We start from the raw sequence: 13,840 nt of genomic DNA, 5'->3' as shown, positions 1-13,840 counted from the left end.
GAAGGAGTCGAGAGAACCGTGACGGACATCGTCGACGAACTGAAGTGGCGCGGGCTGTTCGCCCAGTCCACCGACGAAGAAGCGCTGCGCAAGGCGTTCGCGGACGGTCCTGTCACGTTCTATTGCGGCTACGACCCGACCGCGGCCTCGCTGCACGTGGGACACCTGGTCCAGGTGCTCACCATGCGCCGGCTCCAGCTGGCCGGGAACCGGCCGCTCGCGCTGGTCGGCGGGGCCACCGGCCAGATCGGCGACCCGCGCCCGACCGCCGAGCGCACCCTGAACGATCCCGCGGTCATCGCGGAGTGGGTAAACCGGCTGCGTTCGCAGATCGAACCGTTCCTGTCCTTCGAGGGCGAGAACGCGGCGGTCCTGGTCAACAACCTGGACTGGACGGCGGGCATGTCCGCCATCGAGTTCCTGCGGGACATCGGCAAGCACTTCCGCGTCAACAAGATGCTGACGAAGGACTCGGTCGCCAAGCGGCTGGAGTCCGACCAGGGCATCAGCTACACCGAGTTCAGCTACCAGCTGCTCCAGGGCATGGACTTCCTGGAGCTGTACCGGCGCCACGGCTGCGTGCTCCAGCAGGGCGGCTCCGACCAGTGGGGCAACCTGACGGCCGGCCTCGACCTGATCCACCGGGTCGAGCCGGGCGCGGTCGTGCACGCGATGGCGACCCCTCTGATGGTCAAGGCGGACGGCACCAAGTTCGGCAAGACCGAGGGCGGGGCCGTCTGGCTGGACCCGGAGATGACCACGCCGTACGCGTTCTACCAGTTCTGGCTGAACGTGGATGACCGGGACATCTCCACCTACATGCGGATCCTGTCCTTCCAGAGCCGTGAGGAGCTGGAGGCACTGGAGGCGCAGACCGCCGAGCGGCCGCAGGCGCGCGCCGCCCAGCGGGCGCTGGCGGAGGAGCTGACCACGCTGGTGCACGGCGCCGGCCAGTGCGCCGCCGTGATCGCCGCATCGAAGGCGCTGTTCGGGCAGGGCGACCTGGCGGAGCTGGACGAGGCCACGCTGGCCGCGGCCCTGTCGGAACTGCCGCACGTCCGGGTGGCCGAGCCCGGTCTGGTGGTGGACCTGCTGGCGGAGACCGGTCTGGTCGCGAGCAAGTCGGCCGGCCGGCGGACCGTGAAGGAGGGCGGCGCCTACGTGAACAACGCGAAGGTGACGGCCGAGGACGCGGTCCCCGCCAAGGAGGACCTGCTGCACGGGCGTTGGCTGGTGCTGCGCCGCGGCAAGAAGAACCTGGCGGCGGTCGAGGTCACCGGCGCCTGACGCGTCGGCCTCGCACGGAGTCGCACAGCGGCACGGATCACGGCGGAGGGGCCGGTTCGGACACTCGTCCGGCCGGCCCTCCGTCATGCCGCGGGGCGTCCCGGGCCCGTCCAGGTCATCTAGGTCATCTGCCGGTTCTTGCCCCGGACCGCTCCGTAAGCCATTTCGCCGAGGCCGACCACGAGGACCGCTCCGGCAAGCTGCAGCAAGTGCCGGGTCCAGTCGATGCCCTTGGTGTCCGCGACGCCGATCCACGTGGCGACGGCGTTGCCGAGGACGCTGCCGATGATGCCGAAGAGCGTGGTCAGCCAGAGGGGCTGGTGCTGCTTGCCCGGCAGAATGGCCCGGGCTATCAGGCCCAGCACGAAACCGACGATGATCGCCCACAACCAACTCATGTCGAGCCTCCTCCTGGCGCGTTGTGCGCACGTGGGCCCAGTCTCGACCCGTGCGACATACGGCGCATTTCAGGCAGACCCGTTCGGGGGATCCCCCTCTCCTCGCGGCGGGGGCGGCGGCGTACGGTGGGAGGGTCCGGGCGGGGAGTGCCCGGCGGGTGATCGGGTGGTGGAGCGTGGAGCGGACGAAGCGACAGAAGCGGAACGGGGCCGAGGTCTTCCGGATCACCGGTGCGAGGATGGGGCTCGACGAGGACGTGCGGGGCCGTCAGCGCCGCTACGTGATCTCGATGGCCATCAGGACCCTGTCGGTCATCGCGACGGTACTGTTGTGGAACGTTCAGCGGCCGGTGGCGATCGTGACGCTGATCGCGGGCGCCCTGCTGCCGTACGTCGCCGTGGTCATCGCCAACGCGGGGCGCGAGTCGACGCCCTCGCTGCCCTCGCACTTCATCCCGGCTCCCGTACGGCCCGCGCTGGACGCGGGAAACCTCAAGAAAAGCTCAGATCAATCATGAAGTTCCAGTGCACCGTACCGGGTCCTGCGTGACATACTGCCTACGCGCTCCGCATCCCCCGTCGGAGCGACGGACCGACGCCGGGCAGCTCCCCCCGTGGCTGCTCGGCGTCGCCTTTCCGTTCCGGCGGTTTGTAGGGTTGAGGCGTGACCTCCCCTGATACCGAAATCCCCAGCTGTTCCGCCAAGGGCTGCCGCGACGCGGCCGTCTGGGTGCTGGCGTGGAACAACCCGAAGCTGCACACGCCGGAGCGGCGCAAGACCTGGCTCGCGTGCGAGGAACACCGCGAACACCTCTCCCAGTTCCTGGGTGTTCGCGGCTTCCTCAAGGACGTGGTGAAGCTCGGCGAGTGGGTCCAGCCGGAGGGCTCGGAGCGCGAGCGCTGAGCGCCCGGGCGGTCCGGGCGGTCAGCCGCCGATCGCCGACATGGGGCGCTCGGGCTGGAGGAAGGACGGGTCGTCGAGACCGGACCCGGCCTTCTTGCCCCACATCGCCAGCTTCCACAGCCGGGCGATCTCCTCGTCCGGGGCGCCCGAGCGCAGCGCGGCCCGCAGGTCCGATTCCTCGGTGGCGAACAGGCACGTACGGACCTGGCCGTCGGCCGTGAGCCGCGTACGGTCGCAGGCTCCGCAGAAGGGGCGGGTGACGGAGGCGATGACGCCGACGGTGGCCGGGCCGCCGTCGACCACCCAGCGCTCGGCCGGGGCGGAGCCGCGCTCGTCGGCGCCCTCCTCGGTGAGCGTGAAGCGGGTCCGCAGCGACTGGAGGATGTCACCGGCGGTGATCATGCCCTCGCGCTTCCAGCCGTGCTGGGCGTCGAGGGGCATCTGCTCGATGAAGCGGAGCTCGTACTCGTTCTCCACGGCCCAGGCCAGCAGGTCCGGGGCCTCGTCGTCGTTCAGCCCGGGCATCAGGACGGCGTTGACCTTGACGGGGGTGAGGCCGGCCTCGCGGGCCGCGGCCATGCCCTCGATGACGTCCTTGTGCCGGTCGCGGCGGGTGAGGGTCTTGAAGACCTCGGGCCGCAGGGTGTCGAGGGAAACGTTCACTCGGTCCAGACCGGCGGCTTTCAGGGCCTGCGCGGTGCGCTTGAGACCGATGCCGTTGGTGGTCAGGGACATCCTGGGGCGGGGCTCCAGGGCCGCGCACTGCTCGACGATCCCGACCAGGCCGGGGCGGAGCAGCGGCTCGCCGCCGGTGAAGCGGACCTCGGTGATGCCCAGCGAGGTGACCGCGATGCGGATCAGCCGGACGATCTCGTCGTCACTGAGCAGATCGGACTTGCCGAGCCACTGCAGTCCCTCCTCGGGCATGCAGTAGGTACAGCGCAGGTTGCACCGGTCGGTGAGCGAGACGCGCAGGTCAGTGGCCACGCGGCCGTAGGTGTCGAGAAGCACTGTGGGCCCCCTCCCTGTCCGTATCTGTAGAGGTTCGATTAATCGAGCGTACGCGACGCCTGTTACATCCAGAGGTGCCGGAAGGGACGAGAGCCAGCGTGGCCGCGTCGTAGGGAAGTACGACGCGGCCACGCTGGGTGTTCGGACGATCTCAGTGAGCGCCGGTTCCGGTGAGGGAGCGGACCTCGAGCTCGGCGAACTTCTGGGGGTCGGCCTTCTCCTTGGACAGGACGGTTCCCAGCCAGCCCAGCAGGAAGCCGAGCGGGATCGAGATGATGCCCGGGTTCTCCAGCGGGAACCAGTAGAAGTCGGCGTCCTTGAACATCGAGGTGGGCTTCCCGGAGACGACCGGGGAGAAGAGCACCAGGCCGACCGCCGAGATCAGGCCGCCGTAGATGGACCAGAGCGCTCCCTGGGTGCTGAAGCGCTTCCAGAAGAGGCTGTAGAGGATCGTCGGCAGGTTGGCGGACGCGGCGACCGCGAAGGCGAGGGCGACCAGGCCGGCGACGTTCAGATCGCGGGCCAGCGCCCCCAGGCCGATGGCGACGGCGCCGATGACCACGGTCGACCAGCGGGCCGCGCGCACCTCCTCCTTCTCGGTGGCCTTGCCCTTGCGGATGACGTTCACGTAGAGGTCGTGCGCGAAGGAAGAGGAGGAGGCCAGGGTGAGGCCCGCGACCACGGCGAGGATGGTGGCGAAGGCGACCGCGGAGATCACGGCGAGCAGGATGGCGCCGCCGGTGGAGCCCGCGCCGCCGCCGATCTCCTGGGCGAGCAGCGGGGCCGCGGTGTTGCCGGCCTTGTTCGAGGCCAGGATGTCGGCCCGCTTGAGCAGCGCCGCGGCGCCGAAGCCGAGGGCGATGGTCATCAGGTAGAAGGCGCCGATGATGCCGATGGCCCAGTTCACGGACTTACGGGCGGCCTTGGCGGTGGGCACGGTGTAGAAGCGGATCAGGATGTGCGGCAGGCCGGCGGTGCCGAGCACCAGGGCGAGGCCGAGGGAGACGAAGTCCAGCTTGGTCAGCGAGTCCTTGCCGTACTTGAGCCCGGGCTCGAGGAACTTGGTGCCCTGGCCGCTGTTCTCGGCGGCCTGTCCCAGCAGGGAGGAGATGTTGAAGTTGAACTTCAGCAGCACCAGGAAGGTGATCAGCAGGGCGCCCGCGATGAGCAGGACCGCCTTGATCATCTGGACCCAGGTGGTGCCCTTCATGCCGCCGATCGTCACGTAGAGGATCATCAGCACGCCGACCAGCGCGACGACCGCGACCTTGCCGCCGTCGTCGGTGATGCCCAGGAGCAGCGAGACGAGCACGCCCGCGCCGGCCATCTGGGCGAGCAGGTAGAAGATCGAGACCACGATGGTGGAGGTGCCCGCGGCGGTACGGACGGGCCGCTGGCGCATCCGGTACGCGAGGACGTCGCCCATCGTGTAGCGGCCGGAGTTGCGCAGCGGCTCGGCGACCAGCAGCAGCGCGACCAGCCAGGCGACGAGGAAGCCGATCGAGTACAGGAAGCCGTCGTAGCCGAAGAGGGCGATGGCTCCGGCGATGCCGAGGAAGGACGCGGCGGACATGTAGTCGCCGGAGATGGCGAGGCCGTTCTGGAAGCCGGTGAACTGGCGGCCGCCGGCGTAGAAGTCGGCGGCGTCCTTGGTCTGGCGGCCGGCCCAGATCGTGATGATCAGAGTGGCGACGACGAACAGCCCGAACAGGGTGATGATCAGCGGGCGGTGCTCGCTGGCACCGGCCGCCACCGTCGTCAGGTGGTGCGTGGAGCTCATTCCCCGGCCTCCATTCGCGCCTTGATGGCCGCGGCCTTCGGGTCCAGCTTCGCGGCGGCGTGCCGCGAGTACAGCCAGGCGATCAGGAAGGTCGTCGCGAACTGGGCGAGGCCGAGCACGAGGGCGACGTTGATGTTGCCGAAGAGCTTGGTCCCCATGAAGCCGCCCGCGTAGTTGGACAGCAGTACGTAGAGCAGGTACCAGGCGATGAAGGCCACGGTGAGCGGGAAGGCGAAGGATCGGTAGGAGCGGCGCAGTTCGGCGAACTCGGCACTCTGCTGGACGGTTCCGAATTCTTCTGCCGTGGGACCGGGACTCGCCGGGGGCGTTCCCGTGCTGCCCGGCGGCGGCGCTGCTTCGGTGGTCACGGGGGGCTCTCCTTGTGACGCGGGTGCGGTGGGGACGACGGACAAAACAACCTCCGTGTGGGGGGACGGTGGCGCTGAGCCCCCCTGTCAACGGCACGGCCGGCGCGTCGGGACGGTTCAACACCCGCTGTTTCTTTAGAGACTGATTTCTCGAACTGATGGCGCAGAAGGGAACACCGGCACTAGGTTCCCCATGTCATGAACCCGTCCGCCGTGACCACGTCCGGACGGCTTCTTTTCAAGGATGATGTGGAGAACCCATGGCTCATCTGGGATCCGGCCGCCGGCGAGCTCTCGCCGTTCCGGTCGGCCTGGCGCTCACCGCCTCGCTCGCCTTCCTGCCCTCGGTCGCGGCTTCCGCCGCCCCGCTGGGCAACACGGCGGACGCGGCGACGGCCTCCAAGGCCGACACCACCGGGCCCAAGCTGTCGTACGTGGCGAACCTGAACGCGTACGCCACGGTCCCCGCGGCGAAGAAGGCCGTCGAGCGGGCCGGTGGAACGGTGGTGACGGTCCATGAGCAGATCGGCGTCGTCGTCGCACACTCCCAGAACCCGGAGTTCGCGAAGCAGCTGAGGGCCCAGCGCGGCCTGTTCGTGTCCGTGGGCGCCACCCGTACGGCCCCTCTGCAGACGGTGCAGACCACCGAGGAGGGCACGACGCAGCAGCTCAGCGCGGCGGACGCCGCCAAGGCGGCTGCGGACGCGGCGCCGGGCCAGGAGCCGCTGGAGTCCAACCAGTGGGACCTGCGGGCGATCAAGGCCGACCAGGCTCACAAGATCAACGATGGCAGCCCGGACGTCACGGTGGGCATCATCGACACGGGTGTCGACGACACCCACCCCGATCTCGCCGCGAACTTCTCCAAGGAGCAGTCGGCCAACTGCGTCGGCGGCGTCCCGGACACCTCCGAGGGCGCCTGGCGCCCGTACGTGGACGGCAGCGACCACGGCACGCACGTGGCCGGCACCATCGGCGCCCCGCGCAACGGCGTGGGCGTCAGCGGTGTCGCGCCCGGTGTGAAGCTCGCCGCGATCAAGGTGAGCGAGCCCGGGACCAGCCTCTTCTACACCGAGGCCGTCGTCTGCGGCTTCATGTTCGCCGCCGAGAAGGGGATCGAGGTGACCAACAACAGCTACTACGTCGACCCCTGGTACTTCAACTGCAAGACGGACGACGACCAGAAGGCGCTGGTGGAGGCCCTCACCCGGGCGAGCAACTACGCCCAGCGCAAGGGCGTGCTGAACGTCGCCGCGGCGGGCAACGAGAACTTCGACCTGTCGGCCGACTCGATCGTCGACGACACCAGCCCGAACGACACCACCCCGGTGCCGCGCACCATCGACCCGCGGGTCTGCCTCGACGTGCCGACCCAGCTGCCGGGCGTGGTCACGGTGACCGCGACCGGTGACAAGGGCTTCAAGTCGTACTACTCGAGCTTCGGCCTGGGCGTGGCGGACGTCGCCGCCCCCGGCGGCGACAAGTGGCAGGTCCCGGCCACCCCGGACGCCAACGGCCGCGTGCTGTCCACCATCCCGGGCGGCTACGGCTACAAGCAGGGCACCTCGATGGCCACCCCGCACGTCGCGGGCGTCGCGGCCCTGCTCAAGAGCGCGCACCCGTCGGCCACGCCGTCGCAGCTCCAGGCGATGCTCAAGGGCCAGGCCACCAAGACGGCCTGCCCGGCCCAGGTCTACGACGCCACGGGCGCGCTGATAGACGCCACCACCTGCGAGAGCAAGTGGGGTCAGACCGGCTACTACGGCTACGGCGTGGTCGACGCGCTGAAGGCCGTGAAGTAACACCTGGTACGCGAGAGGGCCGGGCGGGGGTGACCCCCGCCCGGCCCTCTCACATGCGGCGTCAGGGCTTGATCATCACCTTGAGCGCGCTGCGGTCGTCCATCGCACGGTAGCCCTCCGGGACCTCGTCCAGGGACACGGCCCGGTCGAAGACCGGCGCCGGGTCGATGGCTCCGCTGAGCACGTCCTCCAGCAGCTCCGGGATGTAGGCGCGGACCGGGGCCACGCCCCCGCGCAGGGTGATGTTGCGGTCGAACATCACGCCGAGGTCGAGACCGGTGCCGCTGCCGTGCGGCACGCCGACGTAGCCGATGGCCCCGCCGTCGCGGGTGATGTTCACGGCGGTGCGCATGGACTGCTCTGTGCCGACCGCCTCGATGACCGCGTGCGCGCCCCGGCCGCCGAGGAGCTCGCGCACGGCCGCCTCGGCGGCCTCGCCGCGCTCGGCGACGACGTCGGTGGCGCCGAAGAGCTTGGCGATGTCCGTACGTACGGTGTGGCGGCCCAGCGCGATGATCCGCTCGGCGCCGAGGCGCTTGGCGGCGAGGACGCCGCACAGGCCGACCGCGCCGTCACCGACGACGGCGACCGTGGAGCCCTTGCGCACGCCCGCGCCCAGCGCCGCGTGGTGGCCGGTGCCCATGACGTCGGACAGCGCGAGCAGCCCGGTGAGCAGGTGGTCGTCGGAGGCGGCCTCGGCGGGCAGCTTCACCAGGGTGCCGTCGGCGTGCGGGACGCGGACGGCCTCGCCCTGGCCGCCGTCGTGGCCGACCGAGCCCCAGAAGCCGCCGTACTCGCAGGAGGTGAAGAGGCTCTCGGAGCAGTAGTCGCAGGTGCCGTCCGACCACATGAAGGGCGCGACGACGAGGTCGCCGGCACGCAGGCCGGACACGGCGGAGCCGGTCTCCTCGACGATGCCCAGGAACTCGTGGCCGATGCGCTGACCGGGCTGACGCGCGGCCTCGCCGCGGTAGGCCCACAGGTCGCTGCCGCAGATGCAGGCACGCAGGACGCGGACGACGGCGTCCTCGGGGCGCTGGATCACAGCGTCGGGCACCTCCTCCACGCGTATGTCGTGCGGGGCGTGGATGACGGTGGCGCGCATGGTGAGGCAGTCCTCCGGCTCGGGGATGGTTCAGTCTTGGCTGTGCTGCCCTTGTGGGACCGTCATACGGTACGCCTGCGCGGAGGTGAGCGTGCCCGTGGCCAGCAGGTACTGGGCGGCCAGGTAGGTCGCCATGATCCAGAAGTCGGGCCGGGGCAGCTGCGGCCACTCGGCGACCCCGGTCGCGATGAGCGTGTCGGAGAGCAGGAACAGCGCTCCGCCGATCCCGGCCCGCAGCCCGAGGGCACTGGAGCGGAAGGCCATGGCGGTGAGCAGCAGGCTGTAGCCGGCGACGGGGATGCGCAGATCGGCCGGGAGGTCCGCCCACATGAGACCGATGGTCCCGAGGAGGGCGAGGCCGTACGCGCCCCCGAGCAGGGGGTTGGCGGCGCGCCGGCCGAAGAGCACGAGGTAGCAGACGTGCCCGGCGGCGAAGGAGCCCATGCCGATCAGGAAGGCGGGCTCGGCGTCGAAGAGCAGGGCGAGGTCCCCGCCCCAGCCGAACAGCAGGGCGGCGACCAGCAGGCGGGGCGCGCGGCGGGTGATCACGTACGCCACCAGCAGCGGCATCAGCAGCGGCTTGGCGAGGACGTGCCCGAGGTGCCAGCCGGCGAGCAGCGAGCCGAGGTCGACGACGGTGGCCGCGGCGAAGGCGGCGAGCAGCGCGCGGGCGGCGGCTGCGCCCCGTTCGGGGACGGGGCGGGCCCAGGACGGCGTACGGGAGGCGGCGGCGCTCATGCCGCGTGCTCCGGAGCGGCCTGCGCGGCGGGGGCCGGGGCGGTGGCCGGGACCGGGGCGGGCTGCCAGCCGGGGCCGCGGAAGACGCGTCCGGCGCGCTCGCGCCAACTGCGGGCCGCCCGTACGTCGCGGGCGATGGCGGCGTACTCGTGGGTGGCCACGCGCAGCGGGTTGTGGGTGCCGATGTTCTTGGTGAGCCCGTAGACGGGCCGCTCCGTCTCCCCCACCCAGGAGCCGAACATCCGGTCCCAGATGATCAGGATCCCGCCGAAGTTGCGGTCCAGGTATCCGCCCTGGGAGGCGTGGTGGACGCGGTGGTGGGAGGGGGTGTTGAAGACGTACTCGTAGGGGCGGGGCAGCTTCCCGATGCGCTCGGTGTGGACCCAGAACTGGTACAGGAGGTTGATCCCGTAGCAGAACGGGATCGCCGCGGGGTGCACGCCGAGGGCCACCATGGGCAGGTAGAACCACCAGGTGGTGGCGCTGGTCCAGGGCTGGCGCAGGGCGGTGGTGAGGTTGAACCGCCGGCTGCTGTGGTGGACCACGTGGCAGGCCCACAGGATGCGGATGACGTGGTGGCCGCGGTGCTGCCAGTAGTACAGGAAGTCCTGGGCGAGCAGCATCAGCAGGGCGGTCCACCACAGGAACGGCACCCGCAGCGGGGTGAGTTCGTAGACCGCGGTGAAGACCGCGACGACCGGGATCTTCCACAGCAGGTCGAATCCGATGCTGCCGAGACCCATGGTGACGCTCGTGACCGCGTCCTTGGTGTCGTACCCGGCGGCGTCCTCGTCGGGACGGAGCCTGTAGCTCACCACCTCCAGGACGGTGAGCAGCACGAAGGCCGGTATGGACCACAGCACGACATCGGGCAGGTTCGGCATGACCGCACCATAGAGGCGCCTCCGGGGGCACCGCTAGAGGTTGTTACCGATCGGTATCCATCGGGGTTACCGCTGGTTCGCGAGAGCACGATCCCGCCGGGGCGGATCACGCATGCCTTCCGTGATCCGCCCCGGCGGAGGCCCGTCACCAGACGCGGACCGAGCCGCCGCGGGCGAAGGCCGGACTGGTGGCCTCCGGGGGGATCTCGGTCAGGGGTTCCGCGATCTCCGAGACCCGGGGGCCGCACTTCGCCGCCACCGCGTCCAGCAGCGGGAGGTCGAAGCCGTAGACGCGGGCCGCGTTGCCGCCGACCATCGCGGCGACCTCGGCGCGCGGGAGGCCCGCGTAGGCGATGCGGAGGCCTTCGCGGGAGAACGGGGTCGTGCCCTCGTCGTGGGGGTAGTCGCTGCCCCACATGATCTTGTCGAGGCCGATCCGCTCCCGCAGCGGGACCTCGTGGGGGCGCATGAAGCTCGCGCCCACGAAGCAGTTGTCCCGCCAGACCTCGCTCGGGCCCTTGCCCATCGCCTCGGCGAGGCCCGCCCCGAACTTGGACTCGGCCGTGGCCGAGGCCGCGACCAGCCGGCCGTGGTAGTAGTCCAGCATCTCCAGCACGCCCGGGATCCAGCCGGAGCCCTGCTCCGTCAGGACCAGCTTGAGGCCCGGGTGGCGGCGGAAGGTGCCGCCGAAGACGAGGTGCCACAGGGCGCGGTGCGAGAACCAGGTGGTTTCGACCATGAAGACCGCGCGGGCGGCTGGTTCGTCCCCCAGGGGCGGCGAGGCCGAGCCGCCGTGGTGGTTGACCGGCACGTCCAGTTCGTCGCACACCGCCCAGATGGGGTCGTAGTCGGCCGAGTAGAGCTCCGGGACCGTCGAGCCGGGCGGGACTCCGGGCAGCAGGATGCCGCCCGTCAGGCCCGCCTCCTTCGTACGGCGGATCTCCTTCACGGCCGCGTCCACGTCGTTCAGCAGGATCTGGACCACGCCCGCCCGGCGGCCCGGCGCGTCCGCGCAGAAGTCCGCCAGCCAGCGGTTGTGGGCCTGGAGCCCGGCCCAGCGCATCTCGTACTCCGCTGCCGTCGGCGGCTGGGCCATCAGGGAGGCCTTGGGGAAGAACGGCGGGATGGTGTTGGGGAAGACGACCTCGGCGACGATGCCGTCCGCCTCCAGCTCGGCCAGCCGGCGCCGGGAGTTCCAGTTCCGGTCCGCCGTGTCCGCGAGGAGGTCCTCGTACGGGTTCACGTAGGTGGCGGCCCAGGCGTCGAAGTCGTCGTGGTGACGCTTCTCCAGGTACGGCTTGTAGTCCAGGAGGTCGGCGCCCGCGTGGCAGTCCGCCGAGATCACGGTGTACCGGTCGCCGGTCATCGCGAGACCCCCAGCACCGGGAAGTCGTGCTCCGTCAGCCAGTGCCGGCCCACCTCGCGGGAGCGGGCCCAGGAGGCCTCCACCGCCGACTGGTCCGGGGACTGGCCCAGCTCGGCCGGGGTGGGGCCGATCCGGCGGGCGATCGGGGCGAGCTTCTCCGTGTCGAAGCCGAAGACCTCGGCCGCCGCCAGCCCCAGCATCCGGCGGGTCTCCGCGACCGGGATGTCGTGGAAGGTCTTGCGCAGCCAGTTCCGGGTGTCGGGCCAGGTGCCCTCGGGGTGCGGGAAGTCCGAGCCCCACAGGATGTTGTCCACGCCGATCTCGTAGCGCTGGGCCAGTTCCCGGCGCTTGGTGTTCGTCGCGCAGATGAAGACCTGCCGGTCCAGGTACTCGCTCGGCGGGCGCTTGAGCTCCTCGAACGGGGAGAGCTTCTTGCCGCCGTGCGCCCCGAGGTAGAGGCGGTCCATGAACCAGAGCTGGTTCGGCAGCCACCAGCAGCCCGATTCCGCCACGCCGAACTTCAGGCCGGGGTGGCGCTCGAAGACCCCGGACCACAGCAGGAACCACAGCGGGCGGGCCGGCCACCAGGTGACCTCGGAGACGAAGATGCCCAGGTGGTCCCCGTACTCGTGGCGCGGCGAGGACCCGGAGTGGGTGACGACCGGCATCTGCGTCTCGGCCGCGGCCGCCCAGACGGGATCGTAACGGCGGTCGTGGTAGGGGGCCTTGTCCACCCACATCGCGGGGATCATCAGGGCGCCCAGCCCGGACTCCTTCGCCCGGTGGATCTCCGCGACGACCTTCGACGGCTCGCCGGTGATGGGGAGCAGGGCGACGCCGCAGTGGCGCTCGGGATTCTCGGACACGAACTCGGCGAGCCAGCGGTTGTGCGCCTGCGCGCCCGCCATGCCGAGCTCGGGGTCCTGGTCGCCGGAGAGGCCCAGGCCCACCCCGAAGGGGGCCGCAGTCTGGCTGTCGACGGCGTCCGCGTCGGGGAAGACGACCTCGGCGGCCACGCCGTCGCCGTCGAGTTCCTTCAGCCGCTGTCCGGTGTCCCAGCCGCCCTTGAGGCCTTCCTCGTGGTCGTGGAACCACTTCTCGGCGAAGGCCTCGTTGCGGACGCCCAGCCGGGTGGCCTCCGCTCGGCGGGCGTCGCGCTCGCCGAGGAACTCGTCGAACTGGGGGTGGAAGCGGGAATCCAGGTAGGGCCGGTACTGCTCCGTGGGGAGGCCCGCGTGACAGTCGGAGGAGATGATCAGGTACGGGTCTTCGGCCGGGTCTTTTCCTAGCGTGTCACTCACTGCAACGCCCCTCAGTCGAGGATGAAGCTTTCCAGGTAGGCGGGGTTGGCGCGGTCGAGCATCGACTGCGACCGGGCGCGGATCTGCCGGTCGCTGTGCTCGCTCGCCGGGAGCATCCAGAAGCGGTCGGCGCGGATGCCGTCGAGGACGTGCTCGGCGACCTCCTCCACCGGGGTGAACGCCACCTCGTGCCCGGCCTGTCTCATCGCCGCCTCGTACTGGTCGAGGCTGCGGTACGGGGACTTGCGCGGGCGCTGCTTCGCGTACCGGTCGGGCCGGTTGCGGTGGGACTCCCACAGCCCGGTGCGCAGCATGTGCGGTCCGGGGAAGAGGACGGAGGCGCCGACGGCCGCGCCTTCCGCCTTGAGGTGGGCGTACAGGGACTCGGTCATGGTGACCACGGCCGCCTTGGTGACGGCGTAGACGGAGGCGGTGGGCAGCGGGGCGATGCCGCCGTCCCCGGAGGAGGTGTTGACGACGTGACCCGGCCCCCCGGCCGCGATCATGCGGGGGACGAAGGCCTGGATGCCGTGGAAGACGCCCCACACGTTGACGGAGAAGGCCCACTTCCAGTCGTTGGGCTCGTGCTCCCACATGCGGCCCTCGGCGCCCGAGCCGACGCCCGCGTTGTTGCAGAGCACGTGCACGGCGCCGAAGGTCTCGTACGCCGCGTCGGCGAGGGAGACCACGGAGTCGCGGTCGCTGACGTCGACCTGCCTGGCGAGCACTTGGGCCCCGTCGGCGGCGAGGTCGTCGGCGGCCTTGCGCAGGGCGCCTTCCTCCACGTCGGCGAGGACGACCTTCATTCCCTCGGCGGCGAAGCGGCGGGCCATGGCCAGGCCGATGCCGCTGGCGGCGCCGGTGACGACGGCCACCTGTCCCGGTTCGACTCGCAC

The 13,840-nt window shown here is 70.6% G+C and carries 14 protein-coding genes; 4 read left to right on the top strand and 10 right to left on the bottom strand.

The window, feature by feature from the left end; all coding sequences use genetic code 11:
* Positions 1-18 precede the first annotated feature (18 nt).
* Positions 19-1,287, top strand: coding sequence for a tyrosine--tRNA ligase (tyrS, locus tag OHA89_RS28165; protein WP_266610479.1), 1,269 nt, complete (start codon positions 19-21; stop codon positions 1,285-1,287).
* A gap of 119 nt (positions 1,288-1,406) precedes the next feature.
* Here the strand turns inward: tyrS and OHA89_RS28160 are convergent, their stop codons facing one another.
* Positions 1,407-1,685: a GlsB/YeaQ/YmgE family stress response membrane protein gene (locus OHA89_RS28160; protein WP_266610477.1), complete on the bottom strand. Its 279-nt coding sequence runs from the start codon at positions 1,683-1,685 to the stop codon at positions 1,407-1,409.
* A 176-nt stretch (positions 1,686-1,861) separates the two neighbouring features.
* Between OHA89_RS28160 and OHA89_RS28155 the strand changes: the two genes are divergently transcribed.
* Both OHA89_RS28155 and OHA89_RS28150 read left to right on the top strand, forming a co-directional pair.
* Entirely contained in the window at positions 1,862-2,203 is a 342-nt protein-coding gene (locus tag OHA89_RS28155; protein ID WP_257556908.1) for a DUF3099 domain-containing protein, read from the top strand.
* Between the two features lie 146 nt (positions 2,204-2,349).
* Positions 2,350-2,589 (top strand): hypothetical protein, encoded by a 240-nt coding sequence (locus OHA89_RS28150; RefSeq protein WP_215139844.1) that lies wholly within the window; start codon positions 2,350-2,352, stop codon positions 2,587-2,589.
* A gap of 21 nt (positions 2,590-2,610) precedes the next feature.
* Here OHA89_RS28150 and moaA read toward each other — a convergent pair whose 3' ends face one another.
* From moaA to OHA89_RS28135, 3 genes are all read right to left on the bottom strand, one after another.
* Entirely contained in the window at positions 2,611-3,600 is a 990-nt protein-coding gene (gene moaA / locus OHA89_RS28145) for a GTP 3',8-cyclase MoaA (RefSeq protein WP_215139845.1), read from the bottom strand.
* A 151-nt stretch (positions 3,601-3,751) separates the two neighbouring features.
* Positions 3,752-5,380 (bottom strand): cation acetate symporter, encoded by a 1,629-nt coding sequence (locus OHA89_RS28140; RefSeq protein WP_215139846.1) that lies wholly within the window; start codon positions 5,378-5,380, stop codon positions 3,752-3,754.
* A complete protein-coding gene (locus OHA89_RS28135) occupies positions 5,377-5,748 on the bottom strand; it encodes a DUF485 domain-containing protein (RefSeq protein ID WP_257556906.1) in 372 nt (123 codons plus the stop codon). Before OHA89_RS28135 ends, OHA89_RS28140 begins: the two co-directional genes overlap by 4 nt.
* Positions 5,749-6,008: 260 nt before the next feature.
* On the opposite strand from OHA89_RS28135, the gene OHA89_RS28130 reads away from it, so the two are divergent.
* Positions 6,009-7,550, top strand: coding sequence for a S8 family serine peptidase (locus tag OHA89_RS28130; protein WP_257556905.1), 1,542 nt, complete (start codon positions 6,009-6,011; stop codon positions 7,548-7,550).
* A gap of 61 nt (positions 7,551-7,611) precedes the next feature.
* Here the strand turns inward: OHA89_RS28130 and OHA89_RS28125 are convergent, their stop codons facing one another.
* The 6 genes from OHA89_RS28125 to OHA89_RS28100 all read right to left on the bottom strand — a co-directional run bounded on the left by OHA89_RS28125 (position 7,612) and on the right by OHA89_RS28100 (position 13,840).
* Positions 7,612-8,655, bottom strand: a complete 1,044-nt coding sequence (locus OHA89_RS28125; RefSeq protein ID WP_266610474.1) for a zinc-dependent alcohol dehydrogenase family protein — start codon at positions 8,653-8,655, stop codon at positions 7,612-7,614.
* Between the two features lie 30 nt (positions 8,656-8,685).
* Positions 8,686-9,393: a lysoplasmalogenase gene (locus OHA89_RS28120; protein WP_266610473.1), complete on the bottom strand. Its 708-nt coding sequence runs from the start codon at positions 9,391-9,393 to the stop codon at positions 8,686-8,688.
* Positions 9,390-10,277 (bottom strand): sterol desaturase family protein, encoded by an 888-nt coding sequence (locus OHA89_RS28115; protein ID WP_266610471.1) that lies wholly within the window; start codon positions 10,275-10,277, stop codon positions 9,390-9,392. The genes OHA89_RS28120 and OHA89_RS28115 overlap by 4 nt, the downstream gene beginning before the upstream one ends.
* A gap of 145 nt (positions 10,278-10,422) precedes the next feature.
* Entirely contained in the window at positions 10,423-11,643 is a 1,221-nt protein-coding gene (locus tag OHA89_RS28110; RefSeq protein ID WP_215139852.1) for an amidohydrolase family protein, read from the bottom strand.
* On the bottom strand, positions 11,640-12,944 hold the full coding sequence (locus tag OHA89_RS28105; RefSeq protein ID WP_257556902.1) for an amidohydrolase family protein: 1,305 nt from the start codon (positions 12,942-12,944) through the stop codon (positions 11,640-11,642). Before OHA89_RS28105 ends, OHA89_RS28110 begins: the two co-directional genes overlap by 4 nt.
* An 11-nt stretch (positions 12,945-12,955) precedes the next feature.
* Positions 12,956-13,840: an SDR family NAD(P)-dependent oxidoreductase gene (locus OHA89_RS28100; protein WP_406367383.1), complete on the bottom strand. Its 885-nt coding sequence runs from the start codon at positions 13,838-13,840 to the stop codon at positions 12,956-12,958.

The sequence above is a fragment of the Streptomyces sp. NBC_01546 genome (assembly GCF_045208355.1).
Lineage (GTDB): Bacteria > Actinomycetota > Actinomycetes > Streptomycetales > Streptomycetaceae > Streptomyces.
Note: the sequence above shows the minus strand (reverse complement) of the source record. Positions and strands in the feature narration are given on the sequence as shown.